This window comes from Nonomuraea sp. NPDC049750 (genome assembly GCF_040659625.1).
Taxonomy (GTDB): Bacteria; Actinomycetota; Actinomycetes; order Streptosporangiales; family Streptosporangiaceae; genus Nonomuraea.
This window is the reverse complement of record NZ_JBFANB010000040.1, coordinates 61,803-83,112: the sequence shown is the minus strand read 5'-3', so window position 1 is coordinate 83,112 and position 21,310 is coordinate 61,803. Positions and strand designations below refer to the sequence as shown.

The following is a 21,310-nucleotide window of genomic DNA, read 5'->3' as shown; positions in this document are numbered from 1 at the left end:
GGTTGAGTGGCAAGATATGGAAATGCCACGCCCGCTTGACCAGCTGCCCAAGGCTCACCTGCACCTGCACTTCACCGGCTCGATGCGGCATTCGACGCTGATCGAGCTGGCTCGCGAGCAGGGCCTGCACCTGCCCGACGCGCTGGAGCAGGACTGGCCGCCCCAGCTGCGCGCGACCGATGAGCGTGGGTGGTTCAGGTTCCAGCGACTGTACGACATCGCCAGGTCGGTGCTGTGGCAGCCGGAGCACGTCTACCGGTTGGTACGGGAGACGGCCGAGGACGAGGCGGCGGCCGGGTCACGGTGGCTGGAGATCCAGGTGGACCCGTCGGGGTTCGCGCCACGGTTCGGCGGGTTGACGGCGACGCTGGAGCTCATGCTGGACGCCGCCGCCCAGGCCGCCGTACTGGCGGACATCGGGATCGCGGTGGTCGTGGCGGCCAACCGCACCAAGCACCCGCTCGACGCGAACACGCTGGCCAGGCTCGCGGTCCAATACCAGGGCAAGGGGGTCGTCGGGTTCGGGTTGTCGAACGACGAGCGGCGCGGCGCGGCCAGGGAGTTCGAGCGGGCCTTCCGGATCGCCAAGCGTGCGGGGCTGCTGGCCGTACCTCATGGGGGTGAGCTGCTCGGGCCCCGCAGCGTCGCGCAGTGCGTGGACGACCTGCACGCGGATCGCGTCGGGCACGGGGTACGGGCGGCGGAGGACCCGTGGCTGATGGAGCGGCTGGCTGAACGGCAGATCTGCTGCGAGGTGTGCCCGACCTCGAACGTGGGCCTGGGCGTCGCCGAGCGGGCGGCGGACGTGCCGTTGCGCAGGCTGTTCGACGCGGGGGTGCCGATCGCGCTGGGGGCCGACGATCCGTTGCTGTTCGGGGCGCGGTTGTTGCGGCAGTACGAGCTGGCGCGGGAGGTCTACGGCTTCAGTGATGAGGAGATCGCCGAGTTGGCGCGGCAGTCGATCAGGGCGTCCACGGCGCCCGAGGGTGTGCGCAAGGAATTCCTGAAGGAGATCGACGACTGGCTGACCCTGCCGGAGTGAGGCGGCTGTCAGCGCGGTTATCGAAGGAGTGTGGCGGCTATCTCGGCGGCGCGCTCCTTGGTGCCGGCTCCTTCCAGGCGGTAGCCGACTGTGCCGGACTGCCAGATGAGGGTGGGCTGGGCTTGGCGCAGGGGGACCGACGTGCCGTCCTCGCGCTTGAGATAGCCGAGCGGATGCTCGCCGCCGAGCCACCAGGCGGTGACGCCCGCGACCGGGACGTCCTCGGGCCAGGGTGGGCCAACGCTCTTGAAGAAGTACGGGCTGAGCGTGCCGTCGAACTGGTCCAGGCGGATGCCGCCCGGCCAGAACATCGACGCCACGCGGCCGTTGTCGCTCACCGTGGCGCGCTCGGGGGTGCCCAGCGCGGTGGGGGTCTTGATGGGGAACTTCACCTGGGTGGCCAGGTCCGCCGGGGCCACCGCGTGCTCGCCCGGCAGGGGCGTGGGGGTGGTGACCGGCTCGGGGGTGGACTCGCCCAGGCGTAGCTCGATGCCCGCGTAGTGGAGGATCGCGCGCACGGCGGCCCGGCCCTGCGGGGTGGCGGCGGTGATGGCTATGACGGCCACGACGATGGCTGTCACGATCTGCCATCTTGCCCGCCGCCTGCGTCGCGCCGGAGGCCGCCGCTCATCGTCCCGCCGACCCGGCGCCGGGGGATGCCGCCTGGTGTCGGGCGCACCGGGCACACCGGGCGCCTCAGGGGCCGCCTCGGGCGTCGCAGGCGTTTCGGGCGTCGCGGGGATCGCGGGCACCGCGGGCGTTTCGGGCGTCGCGGGCGTTTCGGGGGTGGGCTCCAGGCGGGCGCGGACGGCTGATGCCACGTCGCTCGGTGGTGGGTTGGGGACGTCGAGGAAGTCGGCGAGGGCCGTGAGTTCGGCGGCCAGGTCGTCGAACGGGTCATGCGAGCTCATTGCCCACCTCCTCCCTGAGCCGCGCGAGGCCGCGATGGGTGCTGGATTTGACGGTGCCGAGCGGCCAGTCGAGCACCTGGGCGGTTTCCGCCTCCGTCAGCTGTAAGAAGTACCGGCAGACGACGGCCTGGCGTTCCCGCTCCGGCAGGTGGCGTACCGCCTCCAGCAGCCGGGCGCGCCGGTCCGTGGCGACGGCCGAACCCTCGGGGTCGTCGGGGGCCTTGAGGTCGGCCATGGCGCTGAGCCGTACGGTGAGCTCGGATCTGCGCCCGCGCGATCGGGTCAGGTTGTGCGTCTCGTTGGCCACGATCCGCAGCAGCCACGGCCGGAAAGGGGCGTCCCTGCGGAAGGTCGACAGGTGCCTGAACGCCTTGACGAACGCCTCCTGCACCACGTCCTCTGCCTCGTCCCCCGCCCCGAGCATGGCGGCGGTGCGGTGGGCGAGCGCGCTGTAGCGGGCGACCAGCGCCTCGTAGGCGGTCAGGTCACCGGCGAGGGAGCGGCTGATGGCCTCGTCGTCGTCCATGAACGAGTCAGATTTCACCGCATCACAGGGGGTCTAGGGAAGGGCGTTTGACCCATGAGGTGACCATCGGCGCTGCTGGGGCATTAGACTCGCACAAATCCATGAGCCCTTCGAAGGAACGGCACTATGTCTTCTGGGTATGACCGTGTAGTACAACCGGCGGCCGGTGACGAGGCCCTGGAGAACCACCTAGGTGGGGACGAGGCCAAGAACTATCGGCAGTACGAGTTCGACATGGTCGCCCCGCATGTCGGCCGTTCGATGCTGGAGATCGGGTCCGGGCTGGGCCACTTCGCCGAGCAGTTCCTGCCGCGCCTCGACCGGCTCGTGGTGAGCGACTTCGACCCCTACTGCGTCGAGCAGCTCCGCAAGCGCTTCGAGGGGCGCGACGACATCAACGTGCTGCAGTTCGGCCTGCCGACCGAGATCCCGCTTGAGGACAAGGTCGACACGGTCATCATGATGAACGTCCTGGAGCACATCGAAGAGGACGCCGAGGCGCTGCGTTCGCTGGCTCGGGTCACGCAGCCCGGCGGCCGGATCATCATCTGGGTGCCCGGCTACATGCAGCTTTATGGAGACTTCGACCGCAAGGTCGGGCACGTCCAGCGCTACACCCCCAAGACCCTGGGCGCGACGGTCGCCAAGGCGGGGCTGGAGCCCGAGGTGCTGAAGCCGATCAACTTCCTGGGCGGCATCGCCTGGTGGGCCGCCGTCCGCCGGGGTGGCGTGGGCTATCCGGATCCGCGACTCGTGAAGATCTACGACCGGACGGTAGTTCCGGCCACGCGCCTCATCGAGCGCTTCATCCGGCCGCCCTTCGGTCAGACGGTCTTCTGCGTCGCTCGGGTGCCTGCCTAGCGTCAGTGAGGCGTCTGTCTCAATCGGTGTGACGGTCCGTTGTGGCTGGGGTCCTTTTAGCGGGATACCCCCTTCGGGGGAGCGGACAAAGGCGGTCCGTCGTGGCTGAGGCCCCTTCGGGCGAGAAGAAGAAGACGGTCCGTCGTGGCTGGGGCCTGAGAACCGCCTCAGCCGCCACCGGCGTGCGGGGCGGCTGAGGGGCCCGGGCCGGTGGAGGAGGGACCCGGGCGGGGATGGCTGTTGCGGCCGGCTATTTGATGGAGCCCGCCGTCAGACCTCCCACCACCTTTCGCTCGATCAGAGCGAAGAGGATGATCACTGGGATGGTGGCGATCACCGAGCCGGCGAAGAGGTTCTGCCAGTCCACCTGGTATTGGCCGATGAACGAGTTCAGCGCCACCGTCAGCGGCTGGTTCGCCGGTGTCGTGGTCAGCGTCAACGCCACCACGAACTCGTTCCACGCGGCGATGAAGGTGAAGATCAGCGCGGTGATGACCCCGGGCATGGCCAGCGGCAGCGTGATCCGGAACAACGCCCCGAACCGCCCGTTGCCGTCGATGAACGCCGCCTCCTCCAACTCACGCGGGATCGAGGAGAAGTACGCGTTCAGGATCCACACCGCGAACGCCAGGTTGAACCCGCCGTTGACCAGGATCAGCGACCAGATCGAGTCCACCAGCCCGAACTGGAAGAACTCGCGGTAGATGCCGACCAGCATGGCCGTCGGCTGGAACATCTGGGTGATCAGCACCAGGATCAGGAACGCCGTGCGTCCCCTGAAGTTGTGCCTGGCCGAGTAGTACGCGGCCGGCAGCGCCACCAGCAGCACCAGAATGGTGGAACCCGCCGCCACCTTGAGCGTGACCATGAGGTTGCCGGCCAGGCCGCTGGTCCAGAAGTTGGTCAGGTTCGACCACTCCCACTGCGACGGGAAGAACGTCACGTCGCGCAGCGTCTCCTGGGGGCGCAGCGAGGTCAGCAGCATCACCAGGTACGGGAACAGGAAGATGAACGCGATCACGTACGCGCTGCCCGCGACGATCACCGTCTTGAGCCTGGGCAGGCCGCGCGAGGCGGGGCGGGGCGGCTTGGCGTGGTGGTGGGTGGACAGCGCCGGCGCCGTCTTGACGGCCATCACGCCACCTCCTTGTTCCAGCGGGACACCCTGAGGAAGATCGCGGTCAGGATGATCACCATGCCGAAGTTGACGACTGACATGGCGGCGGACTCGCCGATGTTGGAGCCCTTGAGGATGAACATCAGGATCGTCGAGGTCGCCGTCGAGTATCCGGGCTGGCCGTGCGTCATGGCCCAGATGATCGGGAAGCTGTTGAAGACGTTCATGACATTGATCAGCGCGGCGACGGTGAGGGCGGGCCGCAGCAGCGGAAGCGTGATCGACCAGTACGTCCGCAGCCGGGTGGCGCCGTCCATCTTGGCCGCCTCGTAGACGTCGGTGGGGATCGTCGCCAGACCGGCCAGCAGCGCGTACGTGGTGAACGGCACCGACACGAACACCGCCACGAACACCAGCCACGGCATCGCCGTCGAGGCGTCGCCGAGCTGGTCGGCCGAGGCGCCGCCCATCGCGTCGATCAGGCCGAGCTTGAGCCTGATCTGGTTGATGACGCCGACCTCCGGGTCGAGCATCCACTTGAAGATGATCGCCGTCATCAGCACCGAGGCCGCCCACGGCGCGATCAGCGCCCAGCGGGCGATCTTGCGGCCGGGGAAGCGCTGGTTGAACAGCTGGGCCAGGGCCAGCGAGATCAGCACGGTGAGGGCGACGACCGCGACCACCCAGATCACGCTGCGGACCATGATGTCCGCGAAGTCCTTCTCACCGAACAGCTTCTCGTAGTTCGCCACGCCGTTGCCGCCCTGGACCACGCCGAACCGGCTGATCTTCAGGAATGACGAGCGGATCATCTCGTAGACCGGCCAGAGCACGACCACCGCGATCAGCACAACAGCGGGCCCGACCCAGGCCAGGGGCTCCAGGATGCGGAACCTTTTCATGCGGAACCTTCCGTAACGGTACGGCCGGCGCTCTGGACGCGAAGCGCCGGCCGTACGGGCCCCCGACTGATCAGCCGGCGTCGGCGGTCTTCTGGAGCTCGCCGAGCACCTTGGCCGGGTCGTCCTTGACGGCCCCGCCGATGGTCTGCTTGATCTGCGGGTTCACCTCGGCCCACTTCGGGTCCTGGAACGGGTAGAAGCTGGCGTTGGGCAGCGCGTCGAGGAACGGCTTGAGCTTCTCGTCGCCCGACAGCTTCTGGATGCCGCCGTTGGTCACGGGCAGCAGCTTGTAGGTGTCGCTGATCTTCTGCGCGGCACTGCCGGTGTAGAAGAAGTCGAAGAACTTCTTGATCTCGGCGGCGTGGCCGTTCTTGTTGAACGCCATGATCCAGTCCATGACGCCGAGCGTGGTGTCGAGCGGGCCGGACTTGCCGGGGATCGGCGCGACGCCGTAGTTCTTCAGCCCGGCCGCGTCGAAGATGGGGATGGACATCGGGCCGCCGTTGACCATGCCGACCTTGCCGGCGCCGAAGTCCTCCCAGACCGTCTTGCGGTCCTTGGTGCCCGGGTTCGGAGTGGTCAGACCGGCGTTGACCAGGCCCTTCACGTAGTTGAACGTCTCGACGTTCTGCGGGGAGTTGATCGCCCACTTGCCGGAGGCGTCCTTGTAGCCGCCGCCGTTGCCGAGCATCCACAGGAAGGACTCGGCCTGCGCCTCCTCCTGTCCGAGCGGCAGGCCGAAGGGCTGGCTGACGCCGGCCTTCTTCAGCTTCTCGGCGTCGGCCTTGAGCTCGTCCCAGGTCTTGGGCGGCTCGGCGATGCCGGCCTTCTGGAACAGGTCCTTGTTGTAGAACAGGGCGCGGGCGGAGGAGACGAACGGGATGCCGTACGCGGCACCGTCGACCTTGCCGAAGTCGGCGAACTTCTGCAGCATGTCGCTGGAGACGTTCGGCGACAGGACCTCGTCGACCTTGTAGAGGAGCTGGTCCTTGACGAAGCCGGAGTAGTCGCCGGTCTGCAGGATGTCGGGCACCTGGCCGTTCTGGACCATGGTGGCGACCTGCTTGTCGATGTCGTTCCAGTTGATGACCTGGACCTCGACCTTGATGTTCGGGTTGGCCGCCTGGAACTCGTCCACGACGCCCTTCCAGAACGTCTCACCGGAGTTCGGCTTGCCGGGGCCGTCACCGTAGTCGGCGGCGACCATCTTGAGCGTCACCGGGCCGCCGGCCGAGGACTTCTGGTCGCCCGCACCGGCCGTGCCGGTGTCTCCTCCTGAGCCACAGCTGGACAGGACCAGCACGGTTGCCAGGCCGAGAGCCGCACCGCCCACAAGTTTCATGTTCACCGAAGTACCGCCTTCTCATCGGACGGGTCTCGCTGGTCCGTACCAGCGGCCGGTGCGTGAGTCACAGCTCAACGCGTTTGCGTCAGAGTAAGCCTCAATTCTTGGTCTGGTCTATACCGGTTGGTCTCGGTTTGAAAACACTAGGACGCCAGAAACCTCACAGCCGGTCTAGACCGCCCGTCAGAGGATCTTTCTCCGCACGCTCTCCCCGCCCTGCGGCGATCCGATCCACGGCCCTTCGATGGACGGGTCGAGAATGCCCTCCTCGACGAAGGTGTAACGGCCGTCGAGCACGTAGCGGGCCAGCCGGGTGTCCTGGGTGTCGCTGTTGTCCCAGAGTTTGGCGAACAGCGCCTCCGCCCGCCGCCGCGCCTGATGGCAGAACGTGTCCGCCAGCTCGTACGGCCGGCGGCCCAGGTCACGGGCGTCCTCCTCGGCCTTGACGCAGACCGCGGTGATGGCGAACAGCTCGGCCCCGATGTCGACGATCCGGCCGAGGAAGGACTGCTTGTGTTCGAGCCGCCCCTGCCAGCGGGACATCCCGTAGAAGGTGGACCGAGCCAGCTTCCTGCTGGTCCGCTCGACGAAACGCAGGTGAGCCGCCAGCGGCCCGAAGTCGGCGTATGCGGCGGGCAGATTGCCGCTGCCCGCGACCAGCGTCGGCAGCCAGCGGGCGTAGAAGCGGCCGGCCTGCCGCAGCGCCTGCGCGCGTTCCTTCCTGGAGGCGTCGGGGTTGATGAGCTCCCCGGCCGCCGACAGGTGGGCGTCGACCGCCTCGCGGGTGATCAGCAGCCGCATGATCTCGGAGGAGCCCTCGAAGATCCGGTTGATCCGCGAGTCGCGCAGCATCTGCTCGACCGGGACCCCGCGCTCGCCCCGCGCGGCCAGCGACTCGGCGGTCTCGTAGCCGCGACCGCCCCTGATCTGGAGCAGCTCGTCGAGCACCTGGTAGGACAGCTCGGAGGCGTAGAGCTTGGCCAGCGCGGCCTCGATCCTGATGTCGTTGCGCTGGTCGTCGGCCATGCGGCTGGTCAGCTCGCAGACGGCCTCCAGGGCGTACGCGGTGGCCGCGATGAAGGCGATCTTCGTGGCGACGGCCTCGTGCTCGCCGACCTTGCGCCCCCACTGCACGCGGGCGTTGCCCCACTCACGGGCGATCTTCACCGCCCACTTGGCGTTGCCCGCGCAGGTGGCGGGCAACGACAGGCGCCCGGTGTTGAGCGTGGTGAGGGCGATCTTCAGCCCTTCGCCCTCACGCCCGATGAGATTCTTGGCGGGCACTCTGACCTGTGCGAACTCGGTGACGCCGTTCTCGATGCCCCGAAGCCCCATGAAGGCGTTGCGCCTCTTCACCGTGATGCCGGGCGAGTCGGCCTCGACCACGAACGCGCTGATCTTCTTGCCGGTACGGGCCATGACCACGAGCAGGTCGGCGACCACGCCGTTCGTCGTCCACAGCTTGACGCCGTCGAGCACGTAGTCGTCGCCGTCCCTTACGGCGGTCGTGGACAGCCGCGCCGGGTCGGAGCCCACGTCCGGCTCCGTCAGCAGGAACGCCGACACCTCGCCGCGCGCGCACCTCGGCAGGTACTCCCGCTTCTGCTCCTCGGTGCCGAACAGCTTGAGCGGCTGCGGCACCCCGATCGACTGATGCGCCGACAGCAGCGTCGCCAGCGCCGGGCAGTACGACCCGACGAGCATGAGCGCGCGGCAGTAGTACAGGTAGGGCAGGCCGAGCCCGCCGTACTCCTCGCTGATCGTGATCCCGAACGCCCCGAGCTCGCCAAGCCCTTTGACCACCTCGTCGGGCACCTGCGCGGTCCGCTCGATCTCGGCGGGATCGACGTGCGCGTCGAGGTAGCGCCGGACGGCCCTGACGAAGTCCTCCCCGCGCTTGGCCGCCTCCTCGGCCAGCGTGGGGGCCGGGTAGACCAGGTCGAGACGGAGGTCGCCCAGGAACAGCTGCTTGGCGAAGCTCGGGCGGGTCCACTCCTTCTCCCGGGCCTGCTCGCCGAGCTCTCTCGCCTTTGCGTAGTCGGTCATCGCGTCCCTCTTCCGGTCGGTGAGGGGTCTCTTTCCCTTTCTTGTACGACAAGCACGGGTTCCCCGCCACCCGCCGCACCCCCAGTCGTTACGGCTTTGCCGCCAGCAGGGCTATCAGCGACAGTGCCGCCGGTATTGCTAGATATGTGCCGCAGCAGGCCAGGGCTATGCATGACAGGGCGGTTGCCGCGATGGCCGTGTTGCGCGGCCTGCCCGGCGGCAGAATGCGGACGGCCGCCGCCACGCCCGCCGTGGTCACCGCGGCCAGGCAGGCCGAGGTGGCTCTCATGAGGGTGTCCAGGTCTGCCGGCAGCAGCATGATCAGGGCGGTCAGGGCCGCCAGGAGGGCCAGGCTGCGGTAAGGGGTTCCGCCGTTTTCGAACCAGCGCGGCAGGGATCCGCTCCCGGCCATGGACACGCCCAGGCGGGCGGCGCCGGCTATGTAGGTGTTGATGGCGCCGAAGGTGAGGGCGATGGCCGCCGTAGTGATGATGGGGCCGGCCGCGGCGCCGATCCCGGTCTCCAGCAGGGCGGACAGCGGTGCCGCCCGGCCCAAGACGGCGATCGAGGTGATGGAGACGCTCAGGTAGAGGACGGAGATCACGATCAGGGTCACCGTGGTGGCCCTCCTGATGTCGGTGATCTCCGCCGACAGGTGGGTGGCGGCCTCCCAGCCGACGAAGGCGAAGAAGAGCACTCCGGCCGCGGAGATCACGCCCGCCATGCCGTACGGGGCGAACGGGGTGAAGTTGGCGGCGCTGGCGTGCGGCGCGGCGGTGCCGACGGCCGTCGCGAGGAGCGCGATCAGCAGGAGCACCATGGCCACCTGCAGCCGTCCCGAGGTGCGCAGGCCCGCGACGTTGGCGAGGAAGGCGGCGGCGAGCAGGGTGGCGGCGGCGACGGTCTTGTCCACGCCCAGGGTGTTGGCCACATAGACCGCGCCCACCTGCGCGCCGGCCACGATGCCGATGGGGACGGCGCCGTAGAACCACCAGCCGACCACCGCGGCGGCCCGCCCACCGAACGCGAGACCGGTGAAGGCGGCCACGCCGCCGCCGTTCGGGTAGTGGGTGCCGAGCGTGGCGAAGGTGATCGCCACCGGTGCGCTCAACGCCAGCAGGCCGACCCAGGCCAGGATCGACGCCGGGCCCGCGGCCTCGGCGGCCAGTTGGGGCAGCACCAGCATGCCCGGTCCGAGTACTCCGCCCAGCAGCATCGCCGTGCCCTGACCGGCACTCAGGCGGCCTTTCGTTTGTTCCGACATATCAGCCGAAAGTAGCCGGACGCGTGGTGCTCACTGCCTTCTGGCGAACGTTTGATCGGTTCTCTGGAGATAATGCCGCCGTGGATGAACTTGATTCGGGAATCATTCGACTTCTTCAAACGGATGCGCGGCAATCGAACCGGGAACTGGCCAGACAGCTGGGCGTCGCCCCCTCCACCTGTCTGGAACGCGTCCGCGCCCTCACCCGGCGCGGCGTCATCCGCGGCTACCACGCCGACATCGCCCCGGCGGCACTGAACCGCAGTGTCCAGGCGCTCGTCTCGGTCCAGGTCCGCCCGCTGAGCAGGACCGTCATCGAGACGTTCAAGCAGTCGGCGGCCGAGCAGCCGGAGGTGCTGAGCGTGTTCGTCCTGGCGGGCGGGGACGACTTCCTGCTGCACGTGGCGGTCCAGGACCTGGACCACCTGCACGCGTTCCTGCTCGACCGGCTCAGCAAGCGGCGGGAGATTGCCGGGTTCCGTACGTCGGTCATCTTCCAGCAGGTGCACAACAGCGCGCCGAGCCTGCTGCCGTACGACGAGTCAGCTCATTAGCCCCGCCTCATAGGCCATGATCGCGGCCTGGACCCGGTTGTTCACCTCCAGACGCAGGAGGATGGCGCTGACGTGGGCCTTGACCGTGCCTTCCGACACGAACAGCTCGCGGCCGATGTCCTGGTTGGACAGGCCGCGGCCGACGAGGGCCAGCACCTCGCGTTCGCGGGGCGTGAGGGATTCGGTCCGCTTGCGGGCGGTGGTGTTCCGGGTGAGCCTGCCGTCGTTCAGCTCGGCGATCACCTGGTGGGCGATGCGCGGTGACAGGTACGCCGCGCCGCCCGCGACCGCCCGGACGCCGATGATCAACTCGCGCGGGTCGGCGGCCTTGAGCAGGAAGCCGGCCGCGCCTTCCGCGAGCGCCCTGGCGACGTACTCGCGTTCGTCGAACGTGGTCAGCATGACCACCGCCACCTCCGGAAGCGCGGCGCGCAACTCGGCGGCGGCGGACAGTCCGTCGAGGCGGGGCATGCGGATGTCGAGCATCGCCACGTCCGGGCGGTGCGCCAGGGCCAGCTCGACGGCCTCCCTGCCGTCGGCGGCCTCGGCGACGATCCCGATGCCCGCGTCGGTGGCCAGGATCGACTTCACCCCGGCCCGGACCATGGGCTCGTCGTCGGCCAGCAGCACCCGGATCATCCGCTCTCCCCTGTGTCTTTCGGCCATGGCAGCCGGGCCGTCACGGTGAATCCCGTTTTATGCGGGCCGGCCTCCAGCGTGCCGCCCAGCAGCCGTACGCGTTCGCGCAGGCTCGCCAGCCCGGTCCCACCGCCACCTGTGGACTGCGGTTCGGTGAGCGAGGGTGCGTTGGCGACCGTGACGGCGACCATGTCGGCGCGGCGCTCGATGGTGACACGGACCTCGGCGCCGGGTGCGTACCGGGCGGCGTTGGTCAGGGACTCCTGCGTCACCCGATGCGCGGCCCGGTCCAGCAGCGGCGGCAGGACCGCCGAGCGCTCGTCGCGGCGCAAGGTCACCGCCATGCCGGCCCGCGTGGCCCGTTCGACCAGCGTCTCTATCGACTCGTCCGGTGGGTCCGTGGGGGCGCCGCCCGAGTCCCGCAGCACCCCGATGGTACGGCGCAGCCGGTCGGTGGCCGTGACCGCCGAGGCCCGCAGCTGGGCGGCCGCCTCCCGGTTCGTCTCGCTCATGTCGGCCGCCAGCTCCAGGGCCCCGGCCCGCAGCGCGATCAGCGCCAGCTCGTGCCCGAGCGAATCGTGCATGTCGGCGGCGATGCGGGCGCGTTCATGCAGTTTGACGCGCTCGGCGGTGTACTGCTGCTCCCGCTCCAACTGACCGACCCGCTGCCGCCCTGCCTCGACCAGCTCCGCCTGCTGCCGCCGGAAGCGCCCCGCCAGCCAGGGCAGCACCGCGAACAGCGCCATGGCCATCAGCGCGCCCACCCCGTCCCAGAGGCTCACCCCCAGCTCCACGACACCGGGTATCGCGACCGCGCCCAGGACCAGCCAGTCCCGGCGTACCGGAAGATGCCTGCCGTGCAGGTAGGCGAGCACGGCGACGACCGCGAACAGCAACTGCCGCCAGGTCGGAATGTGGTCGAGGTACAGCCCGTTGACCAGGCTGATCCCCGCGACCACCGCCAGAATCGCGCCGTTTCTCACCTACCAGACCTTATCGACTCAGACGGGATGACCTGCGGAGTCGTGTCAGCCTTGAGCTCCCGCAGCCGGACGATCCGCATCGCCGTCGTGGCCACCCCCGCCAGCGCCGCGACCGCCAGGGTGATCGTCAACGGTACGGGGAAGTAGGTGAGCTGGGCCCAGGTGATCGTCCGCCCGTTCGAGATGAACGAGATCAGGTCCGGATACGCCGCCAGCACCACGACCGGCAGCAGCACCGGCACCATCCGCAGCGCGACCCGCCACCCGGGACGTCCCGCCCGCCCGGCCGCCCAGCGCCGTGACCGCCACACGCCCAGGACGCCCAGCCCGATGGCGGCCAGCCCGATGAGGCCCAGCACCAGCTCGAACGTCTGCCGCCCGCCACCGGGCAGCTCCGGCGTCCGCCCCTGGGTCATCGCGAACAGACCCGTGGCGACGGCGTACGTGTCGTCGGTGAGGGACGCGCTGTTGGTCATGACCGCGAAGCCGTAGCCGGTCTCCGGGGAGATCGCCTCGACGGCGGTGTAGGTGAACAGGTTGCCGGAGTGCACGAGCAGCTTGGTGTCGCTGTCGCGGCTCCAGCCCATGCCGTAGTCGCTGACCTTGGACGGGGTGTGCATGGTCCGCAGGCTTTGGGAGGTGACGAGCGGTTTGCCCTTCCCGTTCTGGTTGATCAGCCAGGCGCCCATGTCGGCGGCGGTGGTGATGACCCCGCCGGAGCCGCTGCCGTCGAGGAACCCGGGCAGTTCGGGCCGCGCCAGCCAGGCGCCGAACACCGAGTTGTAGCCGTCCGACGGACGGACCACCTCACTCCGCAGGGCGCTGTGGGTCATGCCGAGCGGGGCGAAGACGTGCTGCTTCAGGTAGTCGTCGAAGCTCTGGCCGCTCGCGACCTCGACCAGGCGGGCGGCCAGGTCGTAGTTGGCGTTGCAGTACGCCCAGTGGGTGCCGGGGTCGGTGGCGAGCGCGCCGGTCTTGAGCCGGTCCACGTACTGGGCGAGGGAGGTGGTCTCCTCCAGGGTGTTGATGTCGAGGGTGGTGTCGGACAGGCCGGAGGTCTGGTCGAGCAGCTGACGTACGGTGATCGCCGTGGCGCGCGGGTCCGCCAGCTGGAAGCCGGGCAGCTGCTCGGCGACCGATCCGTCCAGCTTGATCTTGCCCGCGTCGACCAGCGTCATCACGGCCATGGCGGTGAACGACTTGCTGACGGAGGCGACGCGCATGGGGGTGTCGGCGGTGACGGGCTTGCCGTCGGAGCCTTGGCCGTAGCCGGCGGCGTGGATCACTTGGTCGTTGTGGGTGACCACGACGGACATGCCCGGCAGCCCGGTGGACTCCACGACCTTGGTGAGGTAGGCGTCGATGGCGGCCGGGGTCGGCGCCGCTCCTGCAGTCGAGCCGGCGGCGGGCGCGGTCAGGGCGAGGGTCAGCGCTGTTGTCGTCGCAAGGACGCCGATGAGCTTGCGTTTCATGGTGACGACGGTAGAAATCTGCGGCCCGGAAAAGATCCGCCGACCGTCCAGGACCACCCCTGACGAAAGTCTGACGTCAGTCCGGGAATTGGAGATAGGTCGGCGGCACTTCGTCCACGAGCCAGACCCCGTTGGCGCTGACCCGGAACTCGTGTCCCGCCTCGTGCATCGCCCCGGCGTCCACCGGCAGGACCACCGGCCTGCCCCGCCGCGCCCCCACCCGCGTCCCCGTCTCGCGGTCGGGCGACAGGTGGACGTGGTGGCGGTTCATCGGCCGCAGCCCCTCGGCCCGGATCGCGGGCAGGCTCCTCGCCACCGTGCCGTGGTACAGGTACGCGGGCGGCGTCGCCACCGGCAGGTCCAGATCCACCTCGATGGAATGCCCCTGGTTCGCCCGGATCCTGCCGTTCTCAAGGGCGAACCGCTGCTTGTCGTTGCCTGCCACTACCCGGTGCAGATCAGCCGGGTCGATCGGGAACCCATGGGAGGCGGCGGCCCGGAGGAGGACATCGACGTCCACCCAGCCGCGTTCGTCCAGCTCGATCCCGATCCGCTCGGGCTCGTGACGCAGGTGCTTGGACAGGTATTTGGAGATCCGCACCATACGCCGATCGTCAATCATCTTCCGAGGATGTCGCAGCGGCCCGATCCCCGGCAACCCTATTGCGGTTGATTTTGTGTACGACGTAAGCTTACAACGTACTCAAAATCAATCAGGAGGCCGGCACCATGACCACCACCATCGCGATCATCGTCCCGTTCGTCTGGCTCGGCTGGCTCGTCGTGACCGAGTGGGTGCCGATGTTCCCGTTGAACGACCTCCGGCCCGGCAACATCGGACAGCGCGTGCTCGCGGCGTGCATCAACTACCCGTTCCCGTTACTGATCGCGGCCGGGGTCGCACTGCACCGAACCTGGTCGTTGCTCGCCGCCACCGCACTCTGCGTCGTCATAGTCGGCGGACACCTGTGGAACTGGTGGCTCCCCTACTTCGGCACCGGCACCGCCGCGCAGCGGGAGACGTACCAGCGCGAGTACAGCCGTACGCTCAAGATCCTGCCGACCGAGGGACATGACGTGGTGGTAGATGTTCAGCACCTGGTGGTGGGCGCTCTGTCCCTGCTCATGCTGGCCACCACGCTGATCGCTACGCTGACCGGATGAACGAGCCCGCACCCCGGCGCGGCAGGGGACGTCCAGCCGTCCTGACCCGCGAACGGATCGTGGCCGCGGCCATCGAGGTACTGGACGCCGAGGGGCTCGACGCGCTCACCATGCGCCGCCTCGGCACCCAGCTCGGGGTAGCGGCCATGTCCCTGTATCGTCACCTGCCGAACCGGGACGCGGTGCTCGCCGCAGTGGTCGACCACCTGTTCGCCGAGGCGGTGATCGACCTTGACGCCGACACGCCGTGGCCCGAGGCGCTGGCCCGGTTCGCGGGTTCCTACCGGCGGATGCTGCTCGGCCATCCGCACGCCGTACCCTTGCTGGCCACCCACCCGGTGGACATCGACCTGGGCCTGGAACTGCTGGCCGGGCTGCTGAACCGCTTCGAGGTAGCAGGGATCCCACGCCAGGACGCACTCACCGCGATCCAGTCGGTAGCGGTCTATGTCCTGGGCCATGCTTTGGCCCAGGTCGGCACCCCACCGGACACCAACACCCCTGAACCACCGGCGGAGACCGCGGTGGCGTTTTATGACCAGTGGTTCGAGGCGGGGTTGCGAGCCATGGTGTCGGGTTTCGAGGGAGGACTCGACCGAGGGCGTTGACCACGCGCTTGCGCCAACTGTATGCATGTCACGGCAGGACCCGGACAGGGGGCCATGCCCGAAGGCATGCGAATAGCCATCACTTTACGTGCTCGTGATGTAACAATGAGTTTCATGCCGTCCCCCCGACATGACACCCTCATCAAGCTGTTCGCCGACCGCCCTCAACTGGCGGTGGAGATCCTGCGTGACTTCCTGGGGGCGGACCTGCCCGCCACTCCGCTGATCCGGCGGGAGACGAGCACCTTCAACCCCCGCCCTTCCGACGACATCGAGGCCGACCTGGTCCTCGTGCTGGGCCCACCACAAACGCCCGCCCACGCCATCATCGTGGAGATCCAGCAGGACAAGTCCAAGGATCCCCGGCAGCTCGCCCGCTACGCCGCCGCCCTGTGGCTCATGCTGGGCTGTGACGTCTCGGTCCTGGTCATCTGCCCCGATCGCAACGTCGCCACCCACTACGCGCAGCCGATCGAGTCCGGGCTGACCGGCTACCGCCTGCGGCCCTGGGTGCTGGGACCGGACGACATCCCGGCCATCACCGACCCCCACGAGGCCGCCGCCCACCCGCACCTCGCCGCCATGTCGGTCATGGTCCACGGACGCGACCGCAAGGTCATCGAGGCGTTCGCCGCCGCGCTGGCGGGCGTGACCGACGAACACGCTCCGGATTACTATGAATACGCTTACGACATGTCGACGCCCGAGATCCGCCACCTCATGGAGGAGATCATGAAGTCCGCGTCCACCAAATGGCCGGTCTACAGCCCCTTCGCCCGCGAACACTTCGGCCGCGGCAAGACGGAAGGCAAAGCAGAGGGCAGGACAGAGGGTAAAGCGGAAGAGGCCGCCAGATTGGTGCTGCTCGTGCTGGCCGCCCGCGGCTTCACCGTCCCCGACGACATTCGCACCCAGATCACCACCTGCACAGACCTTGCCCAACTCGAAACCTGGGTCACCCGCGCGGCCACCACCCAGACCCTCCAAGACCTGTTCAACGAACCGGGCTGACAGCATCCAAAAGAGCGACCACGGCGGCGGGGCTCGCCGTAGAGCGACGGGCCCGCACGAAACGCGCGAATAGATCGGTTGCGCCGCGCGCCGCACACAAATCGAAAACGACCTTCAGTGATTTTCCAGGTCGACCCGGCTGGGCGACACCGGGTAGTCGTCAACGATCATGGAGTTGTAGAGGCGGGCGCTCTTGGTGGTGAGGCGGACGAGGGCGCGGCTGGGCCCTGCGGGCAGGGCGGAGATCAGGCGAAGGCCCTGGACCAGTCCCCGCACGCCGAGGCGGGACGTGGGGACCAGAGTCTTCGCCGCACTCAGTGCGACGGCGCGGCTGCCGCGTACGTGCTCCGCCATCGCGCGCTCGTAGGCGGGGAAGGCGCGCTCGTGGTCACCGCCCGCCCGCGCCAGCTCCCCGGCGAGGACGTACGCGCCGACGACGGCCAGGCTGGTGCTGCCGCCGACGGCGGGGCCGGGGCAGTAGCCCGCGTCGCCGACGAGCGTCACCCTCCCCCGCGACCAGGTGTCCATGTGGAGCTGGGTGATCGAGTCGAAGTAGAACGCCTGGGTGCGGTCGAGCTCGGCCAGCCAGCGGTCGACGTCGGCGTGCAGGCCCCTGAACGCGCCGCGCAGCAGCTCCTTCTGCCGGGGCACGTCGCGGCGGGAGTAGTCGAGCTCGCGCTCGCTCCGGAAAAGGAACATCGCCCGCGCCTCGCCGAGGTGCCGCGCGCCGTACATGCCGGCGGTGCGGCCGACGCCGACGTGCATGAGGAGCTCGCCGTCGAGGTCGGCGGCGTTGGGCAGGGTCAGCACTCCGAGATAGGCCCCGATGAAGGCGCTGAAGCGGGACTCGTCGCCGAAGACGAGGCGGCGCACGTTGGAGTGCAGTCCGTCCGCGCCGACGACGAGGTCGAAACGGCGCGGCGCGGCGTTCTCGAACCGCACCTCGCCGTCGGGCGAGATCGCGGTGATCGAGTCGCCGAAGATGTACTCGACGTCGTCGCGCGTGGCGTCGTAGTAGATCTCGCTCAGGTCGTCACGCATGATCTCGACGTGCCGGCCTTCGGCGGCGCCGAAGATCTTGGAGAGCTCCACCCGTACGGGACGCCGCGCGCCCTCTCCGTACGCGGTCATCCGATTCGCGCCGGTGGCCCGCTCTTCGACACGCGGGAGCACGCCCATCTTCTCCGAGATGTTCATCGCGGGCCGGAACAGGTCGACCGCGTGACCACCGGTCTTGCGCAGAGTCGGCGCACGCTCGACGACGGTGACGGAGAAGCCGTGCCTGGTGAGCCAGTACGCCAGCACCGGCCCGGAAACGCTGGCACCGGAGATGAGAATCCGCATGAGCACGCTTCCTTTCTTAACGATAAGTAAGCGTAACATGGCTACTTACCTATCATTAAGTCAGATAGACTTACGGCATGCCTCGTCCCTCTGACACCAAGCAGCGGATCCAGGACGTCGCCCGCGACCTCTTCGCCCAGAAAGGCGTGCAGCGGACCAGCCTTCAGGAGATCGCCGACCAGCTGGGCATCACCAAGCCGGCGCTCTACTACCACTTCTCCTCACGCGAGGACCTGGTCCGCAGCATCGTGCAGCCGATCATGGACGAGGAAGAGGCGTTCCTGACGGGCCAGGAGGCACTGGACGAGGTCGACCCCCGCGCCCTGCTGGAGGGCTACTTCGACTTCCACCACCGCCACCGCGAAGCGATGGTGCTCATGCTCAGCGAGCTGACCACGCTCGCGGACCTGGGCCTGATCGACCTCGTGCTGGACTGGCGCAGGCGGCTGACGAAGCTGGTGCACGGCCCCGAACCCACGCTCGAGCAGGCCACCCGGGCCGTGATCGCCTTCGGCGGCCTCCAGGACTGCACGATCCAGTTCACCGACGTACCGAAGGACGAGCTCCGCCGGGCGGCCGTGGACGGCGCCTGCGCGGCCCTGGGCATCTCGCCGCAGCACGAGGCCTGACGAAGTCGGCCGCCTGGCAGCTATGAGGAGTTGATCGCAGCGAGGTAGGCCGCGTTCAGGCGCTCGCGAACGCTCGGTGATCGCGCCGGGGATTCGGCGCCAAGGTGCGTGTGGCGAAGCTCGTCCATGAACTCTTCCCAGAGCGCGGGGCCGCCTTGTTCGAGCAGCTCGGCGCGAACGCGCAGCGCGCGGCTCGTGGGCCGGTGGCGCAGCCCCCAGCTGCCGAGCTGCGCGAACACTGGTACGAGTTGGATCGCGGGTTCGGTCAGGCTGTAGCGCGCCCGCTGGCCGGCTCGCGCGTCCTCACGGGTGAGCAATCCCAGCTCGACGAGTCGCTTGAGCCGGTCAGCGAGAATATTCGACGCGATCCCCTCTTGTGAGCCGGCCTGCAGCTCCCGGAAGTAGCGGCGGTCTCCGAAGACGATGTCGCGGAGGACGAGCAGGCTCCAGCGATCACCGAACACCTCGACGGTGGCGTTGATCGGGCACCCCGACCGCGGCTCATGCACTTCGCCCATAGTGCTTGCAATCTACCATCACCAGGCATTACGGTCGCGAAAGCGATTGCAAACTACAAGCGGAAGGGGCAACCCGTGCTGAGGCAGGTCGCGGAGGGTGTGCTGATCCACGAGAGCGAGTTCTGCCAGAGCAACGCAGTTGTCGTGCACGGTCGGGCCGGCGCGTTGCTCATCGACCCCGGGGTGCAGGACCACGAAATGGCCTGCCTCGCGAACGACCTGTCCGATTCGGGCCAGACCGTTGTGGCAGGCTTCTCGACGCATCCGGATTGGGATCACCTATTGTGGACCGCCCAGCTCGGCACGGCCCCTCGTTACGGCACGGCCCGCTGCGCGGCCAGTGTCCGGGATCAGCTTTCCGACCCGGATGCGAAGGCCCACATCGCCGACCACCTGCTCGAGACGGAAATCGCCGGGAAGGTCCCGCTGGAGCTGCTCGGCCTCATCACCGGCCTGCCCGCCGAGACGGCACAGGTTCCATGGGATGGCCCTCAAGTCCGGATCATCGAGCATCAAGCGCACGCACCGGGCCATGCGGCGCTGTTCGTCGAAGAACGCGGGGTTCTCGTCGCCGGCGACATGCTCTCTGATGTCCTGGTTCCGATGCTCGACCTGAACGGCACCGCTGACCCGATTGAGGACTACCTCGCCGCGCTGCGGCTGCTGGAGGGCGTGGCGGGCGACGTCGATGTCGTCGTCCCTGGCCACGGGTCAGTCGGTGGAGCTGATCAGGCACACGCGCGGATCGAGCGGGATCGGGCGTACGTGCTCGCGTTGCGTGAGGGCCATGTTCCCGATGACCCGCGGATCGGCCCATCGGCCAAGCCCGGCTGGGAGTGGGTAAGCGACGTGCACAACGGGCAAGCCAAGCGCCTCGCCCAAAGAAGCGAGCGCGACGGGACGGCTCACTGATCGCTGGGCGCGTCCCCGAACACCATGCGATGCCCCTTGGCAGTGTCCATGTACTCGCGCACCCGGTGGATCAACCCGTCTCGCAGCTGGAAGATGAAGCAGTAATCGTTGCGGTAGGCGTTGCCGCCTGCCAGCGTGGCCTGCATGGTCTCCTCCACCACGACCACATCGCCGTCAGCGTAGAACCCGCGGAAATCTACCGCCACATCGGCGACGAACATACGCGGGAAGTCGACGGTGAGGAAGTGGACGATGGCGTCCCTGCCCACCATGTGGTGCGTCGCACCGAGCGCCACGGCGGTCGCGTTGCCGGGCGGGGCCAGCCATTCCGCGTCCTGAGTGAAGAAGCTGGCGATCAAGTCCTTGTCCCGACTCGAAAATGAGCGCCATGCCTGCTTTACCAGCTCGCGGTTCTGTTCGGAGACCATGCCGGGGAGTGTAGACCGGCTCCCAGCACGGGGACCGGCCATATTCGAACATGGTCACCGGACGGTGGAGCCTGCTCAGGCAATGATCATTAGGGCTGGCAGGTCATGGCGGAGAGGATGTCTTGGGCAAGGGGCAGACGGGAGGCGGCGACAAACTTGATTCGGCGGTCCATGGCTTTCCGAATGTCGGCCATGGTGCCGAACCCATAGTCCAGCGGTAGGGGGCGGCCTTGAAGATCGAGGACCACCCCTCCGGCCGCCTGGAGGATGTAGTGCCCAGGGGCGAGATCCCAGGTGGCGAAGCCCTTGGCGAACTCAATCATGGCGTCGCTGAAACCTGCCGCGACGTGGCACAGCCCTATCGAGCCGAAGTCAACGCCGATCCTGCCTCGGCTGACACCATCTTGAGAGAGCCGACCCAACTGCTCTATCAGGCGAGTCTGCTGAGCGAGCGGTATGAAGCGCTCAGAAGGCTTCATGAAATAGTTCGTGATCAGTGACTCTGGCAACTGAGCAGACCGGTTGAGTCGCAGTGGATAGGACGCGCCATCCTGGGTGAAGACGAAGGCCCGCTCTTGTCCGGCATCGTCGCGGGCGGCGGTATAGATCTGTAGGTGGTGGAAGATGTCACCCACTACGGCCGCGATGGGACGTGCGAGGCTCCGTGAGTAGACCAGGACATGCGTGTAGCCGTACAAGGCCCGGACCGCCAGCTCACTCGTGTCGAGTGGATCGACCAGGACGCAAAGGTCTGGGTCTGGATCGTCGCCGATGACCTGGGGGTCCGCCTCCTCGGAGGCATAGACGTACGAGGGAAGGATCTGTGTCAGGAGTTCCCGGTAGCGTCTGTGCATCCACAGGTCGTACTCCGACAGGAAGTTGTCGGCATGTCGAAGGTTCTGGCTCTCTGAGCGGTCACCCGATAGCGCAGCTTGGATCAGCCGGGGGCGAAGCTCACGGATGACCGTCGCCACAACGTCCGCGAGCTGCTGGACGATGCCGGATAGTGGGGGCTGGGACGTCACGATGCACCT

23 protein-coding genes are annotated in these 21,310 nt (G+C 68.2%); 8 read left to right on the top strand and 15 right to left on the bottom strand.

From position 1 onward, the window contains the following. The first annotated feature begins 22 nt into the window (after window positions 1–22). Window positions 23–1,042, top strand: a complete 1,020-nt coding sequence (locus AB0J16_RS52805) for an adenosine deaminase (RefSeq protein ID WP_358554758.1) — start codon at window positions 23–25, stop codon at window positions 1,040–1,042. Between the two features lie 17 nt (window positions 1,043–1,059). On the opposite strand, the gene AB0J16_RS52800 is transcribed toward AB0J16_RS52805, so the two are convergent. Beyond that, a complete protein-coding gene (locus AB0J16_RS52800; RefSeq protein ID WP_358554755.1) occupies window positions 1,060–1,953 on the bottom strand; it encodes a hypothetical protein in 894 nt (297 codons plus the stop codon). Beyond that, the gene (locus AB0J16_RS52795; RefSeq protein ID WP_358554752.1) at window positions 1,940–2,497 is read right to left on the bottom strand and encodes an RNA polymerase sigma factor; all 558 of its coding nucleotides are present in this window, start codon (window positions 2,495–2,497) and stop codon (window positions 1,940–1,942) included. Before AB0J16_RS52795 ends, AB0J16_RS52800 begins: the two co-directional genes overlap by 14 nt. A gap of 108 nt (window positions 2,498–2,605) precedes the next feature. Between AB0J16_RS52795 and AB0J16_RS52790 the strand changes: the two genes are divergently transcribed. Beyond that, window positions 2,606–3,340 carry a class I SAM-dependent methyltransferase gene (locus tag AB0J16_RS52790; protein ID WP_358554749.1) on the top strand — a complete coding sequence of 245 codons (735 nt, stop codon included), beginning with the start codon at window positions 2,606–2,608 and terminating at the stop codon, window positions 3,338–3,340. A gap of 250 nt (window positions 3,341–3,590) precedes the next feature. Here the strand turns inward: AB0J16_RS52790 and AB0J16_RS52785 are convergent, their stop codons facing one another. From AB0J16_RS52785 to AB0J16_RS52765, 5 genes are all read right to left on the bottom strand, one after another. Further along, the gene (locus AB0J16_RS52785) at window positions 3,591–4,475 is read right to left on the bottom strand and encodes a carbohydrate ABC transporter permease (RefSeq protein WP_358554746.1); all 885 of its coding nucleotides are present in this window, start codon (window positions 4,473–4,475) and stop codon (window positions 3,591–3,593) included. Then, window positions 4,475–5,359, bottom strand: coding sequence for a sugar ABC transporter permease (locus AB0J16_RS52780; RefSeq protein ID WP_358554743.1), 885 nt, complete (start codon window positions 5,357–5,359; stop codon window positions 4,475–4,477). Before AB0J16_RS52780 ends, AB0J16_RS52785 begins: the two co-directional genes overlap by 1 nt. A gap of 70 nt (window positions 5,360–5,429) precedes the next feature. Continuing rightward, window positions 5,430–6,701: an extracellular solute-binding protein gene (locus AB0J16_RS52775; protein WP_358554807.1), complete on the bottom strand. Its 1,272-nt coding sequence runs from the start codon at window positions 6,699–6,701 to the stop codon at window positions 5,430–5,432. A 186-nt stretch (window positions 6,702–6,887) separates the two neighbouring features. After that, a complete protein-coding gene (locus AB0J16_RS52770) occupies window positions 6,888–8,750 on the bottom strand; it encodes an acyl-CoA dehydrogenase family protein (RefSeq protein ID WP_358554740.1) in 1,863 nt (620 codons plus the stop codon). An 88-nt stretch (window positions 8,751–8,838) separates the two neighbouring features. After that, the gene (locus tag AB0J16_RS52765) at window positions 8,839–10,014 is read right to left on the bottom strand and encodes an amino acid permease (RefSeq protein ID WP_358554737.1); all 1,176 of its coding nucleotides are present in this window, start codon (window positions 10,012–10,014) and stop codon (window positions 8,839–8,841) included. An 80-nt stretch (window positions 10,015–10,094) separates the two neighbouring features. Here AB0J16_RS52765 and AB0J16_RS52760 point away from each other — a divergent pair, with 80 nt between their 5' ends. After that, a complete protein-coding gene (locus tag AB0J16_RS52760) occupies window positions 10,095–10,568 on the top strand; it encodes an Lrp/AsnC family transcriptional regulator (protein WP_358554734.1) in 474 nt (157 codons plus the stop codon). Here AB0J16_RS52760 and AB0J16_RS52755 read toward each other — a convergent pair. From AB0J16_RS52755 to AB0J16_RS52740, 4 genes are all read right to left on the bottom strand, one after another. Further along, the gene (locus AB0J16_RS52755; RefSeq protein ID WP_358554731.1) at window positions 10,557–11,207 is read right to left on the bottom strand and encodes a response regulator transcription factor; all 651 of its coding nucleotides are present in this window, start codon (window positions 11,205–11,207) and stop codon (window positions 10,557–10,559) included. The genes AB0J16_RS52760 and AB0J16_RS52755 overlap by 12 nt on opposite strands. Further along, window positions 11,204–12,190 carry a histidine kinase gene (locus AB0J16_RS52750; protein WP_358554728.1) on the bottom strand — a complete coding sequence of 329 codons (987 nt, stop codon included), beginning with the start codon at window positions 12,188–12,190 and terminating at the stop codon, window positions 11,204–11,206. The genes AB0J16_RS52755 and AB0J16_RS52750 overlap by 4 nt, the downstream gene beginning before the upstream one ends. Then, window positions 12,187–13,662, bottom strand: a complete 1,476-nt coding sequence (locus AB0J16_RS52745; RefSeq protein ID WP_358554725.1) for a serine hydrolase domain-containing protein — start codon at window positions 13,660–13,662, stop codon at window positions 12,187–12,189. Before AB0J16_RS52745 ends, AB0J16_RS52750 begins: the two co-directional genes overlap by 4 nt. A gap of 76 nt (window positions 13,663–13,738) precedes the next feature. Continuing rightward, the gene (locus AB0J16_RS52740) at window positions 13,739–14,281 is read right to left on the bottom strand and encodes an RNA 2'-phosphotransferase (RefSeq protein WP_358554805.1); all 543 of its coding nucleotides are present in this window, start codon (window positions 14,279–14,281) and stop codon (window positions 13,739–13,741) included. A 110-nt stretch (window positions 14,282–14,391) separates the two neighbouring features. Between AB0J16_RS52740 and AB0J16_RS52735 the strand changes: the two genes are divergently transcribed. From AB0J16_RS52735 to AB0J16_RS52725, 3 genes are all read left to right on the top strand, one after another. Next, entirely contained in the window at window positions 14,392–14,826 is a 435-nt protein-coding gene (locus tag AB0J16_RS52735) for a hypothetical protein (protein WP_358554722.1), read from the top strand. Further along, entirely contained in the window at window positions 14,823–15,434 is a 612-nt protein-coding gene (locus AB0J16_RS52730) for a TetR/AcrR family transcriptional regulator C-terminal domain-containing protein (protein ID WP_358554719.1), read from the top strand. The genes AB0J16_RS52735 and AB0J16_RS52730 overlap by 4 nt, the downstream gene beginning before the upstream one ends. Before the next feature lie 114 nt (window positions 15,435–15,548). Next, window positions 15,549–16,445: a hypothetical protein gene (locus tag AB0J16_RS52725; RefSeq protein WP_358554716.1), complete on the top strand. Its 897-nt coding sequence runs from the start codon at window positions 15,549–15,551 to the stop codon at window positions 16,443–16,445. 114 nt (window positions 16,446–16,559) lie between these two features. Here the strand turns inward: AB0J16_RS52725 and AB0J16_RS52720 are convergent, their stop codons facing one another. Further along, complete coding sequence (locus AB0J16_RS52720) at window positions 16,560–17,789, bottom strand: FAD-dependent monooxygenase (protein ID WP_358554713.1); 1,230 nt, start codon at window positions 17,787–17,789, stop codon at window positions 16,560–16,562. A 77-nt stretch (window positions 17,790–17,866) separates the two neighbouring features. Here AB0J16_RS52720 and AB0J16_RS52715 point away from each other — a divergent pair, with 77 nt between their 5' ends. Continuing rightward, window positions 17,867–18,418, top strand: a complete 552-nt coding sequence (locus AB0J16_RS52715) for a TetR/AcrR family transcriptional regulator (protein WP_358554710.1) — start codon at window positions 17,867–17,869, stop codon at window positions 18,416–18,418. A 20-nt stretch (window positions 18,419–18,438) separates the two neighbouring features. Here AB0J16_RS52715 and AB0J16_RS52710 read toward each other — a convergent pair whose 3' ends face one another. Continuing rightward, the gene (locus AB0J16_RS52710) at window positions 18,439–18,927 is read right to left on the bottom strand and encodes a helix-turn-helix domain-containing protein (protein WP_358554708.1); all 489 of its coding nucleotides are present in this window, start codon (window positions 18,925–18,927) and stop codon (window positions 18,439–18,441) included. An 84-nt stretch (window positions 18,928–19,011) separates the two neighbouring features. Between AB0J16_RS52710 and AB0J16_RS52705 the strand changes: the two genes are divergently transcribed. Further along, a complete protein-coding gene (locus tag AB0J16_RS52705; protein ID WP_358554705.1) occupies window positions 19,012–19,848 on the top strand; it encodes an MBL fold metallo-hydrolase in 837 nt (278 codons plus the stop codon). Here AB0J16_RS52705 and AB0J16_RS52700 read toward each other — a convergent pair. Next, entirely contained in the window at window positions 19,842–20,276 is a 435-nt protein-coding gene (locus AB0J16_RS52700) for a nuclear transport factor 2 family protein (protein ID WP_358554702.1), read from the bottom strand. The two genes, AB0J16_RS52705 and AB0J16_RS52700, sit on opposite strands and share 7 nt — an antisense overlap. A gap of 89 nt (window positions 20,277–20,365) precedes the next feature. Beyond that, entirely contained in the window at window positions 20,366–21,301 is a 936-nt protein-coding gene (locus AB0J16_RS52695) for an inositol monophosphatase family protein (RefSeq protein WP_358554699.1), read from the bottom strand. Window positions 21,302–21,310: the final 9 nt, after the last annotated feature.

Excerpts from the sequence above, each read along its gene's own strand:
- AB0J16_RS52800 (WP_358554755.1), bottom strand. The coding sequence starts at position 1,953 with ATGAGCTCGCATGACCCGTTCGACGACCTGGCCGCCGAACTCACGGCC.
- AB0J16_RS52725 (WP_358554716.1), top strand. The coding sequence starts at position 15,549 with ATGCCGTCCCCCCGACATGACACCCTCATCAAGCTGTTCGCCGACCGC.
- AB0J16_RS52720 (WP_358554713.1), bottom strand. The coding sequence starts at position 17,789 with ATGCGGATTCTCATCTCCGGTGCCAGCGTTTCCGGGCCGGTGCTGGCG.
- AB0J16_RS52770 (WP_358554740.1), bottom strand. The coding sequence starts at position 8,750 with ATGACCGACTACGCAAAGGCGAGAGAGCTCGGCGAGCAGGCCCGGGAG.
- AB0J16_RS52715 (WP_358554710.1), top strand. The coding sequence starts at position 17,867 with ATGCCTCGTCCCTCTGACACCAAGCAGCGGATCCAGGACGTCGCCCGC.
- AB0J16_RS52790 (WP_358554749.1), top strand. The coding sequence starts at position 2,606 with ATGTCTTCTGGGTATGACCGTGTAGTACAACCGGCGGCCGGTGACGAG.
- AB0J16_RS52730 (WP_358554719.1), top strand. The coding sequence starts at position 14,823 with ATGAACGAGCCCGCACCCCGGCGCGGCAGGGGACGTCCAGCCGTCCTG.
- AB0J16_RS52745 (WP_358554725.1), bottom strand. The coding sequence starts at position 13,662 with ATGAAACGCAAGCTCATCGGCGTCCTTGCGACGACAACAGCGCTGACC.
- AB0J16_RS52735 (WP_358554722.1), top strand. The coding sequence starts at position 14,392 with ATGACCACCACCATCGCGATCATCGTCCCGTTCGTCTGGCTCGGCTGG.
- AB0J16_RS52775 (WP_358554807.1), bottom strand. The coding sequence starts at position 6,701 with ATGAAACTTGTGGGCGGTGCGGCTCTCGGCCTGGCAACCGTGCTGGTC.
- AB0J16_RS52805 (WP_358554758.1), top strand. The coding sequence starts at position 23 with ATGCCACGCCCGCTTGACCAGCTGCCCAAGGCTCACCTGCACCTGCAC.
- AB0J16_RS52785 (WP_358554746.1), bottom strand. The coding sequence starts at position 4,475 with ATGGCCGTCAAGACGGCGCCGGCGCTGTCCACCCACCACCACGCCAAG.
- AB0J16_RS52780 (WP_358554743.1), bottom strand. The coding sequence starts at position 5,359 with ATGAAAAGGTTCCGCATCCTGGAGCCCCTGGCCTGGGTCGGGCCCGCT.
- AB0J16_RS52765 (WP_358554737.1), bottom strand. The coding sequence starts at position 10,014 with ATGTCGGAACAAACGAAAGGCCGCCTGAGTGCCGGTCAGGGCACGGCG.
- AB0J16_RS52755 (WP_358554731.1), bottom strand. The coding sequence starts at position 11,207 with ATGATCCGGGTGCTGCTGGCCGACGACGAGCCCATGGTCCGGGCCGGG.
- AB0J16_RS52700 (WP_358554702.1), bottom strand. The coding sequence starts at position 20,276 with ATGGTCTCCGAACAGAACCGCGAGCTGGTAAAGCAGGCATGGCGCTCA.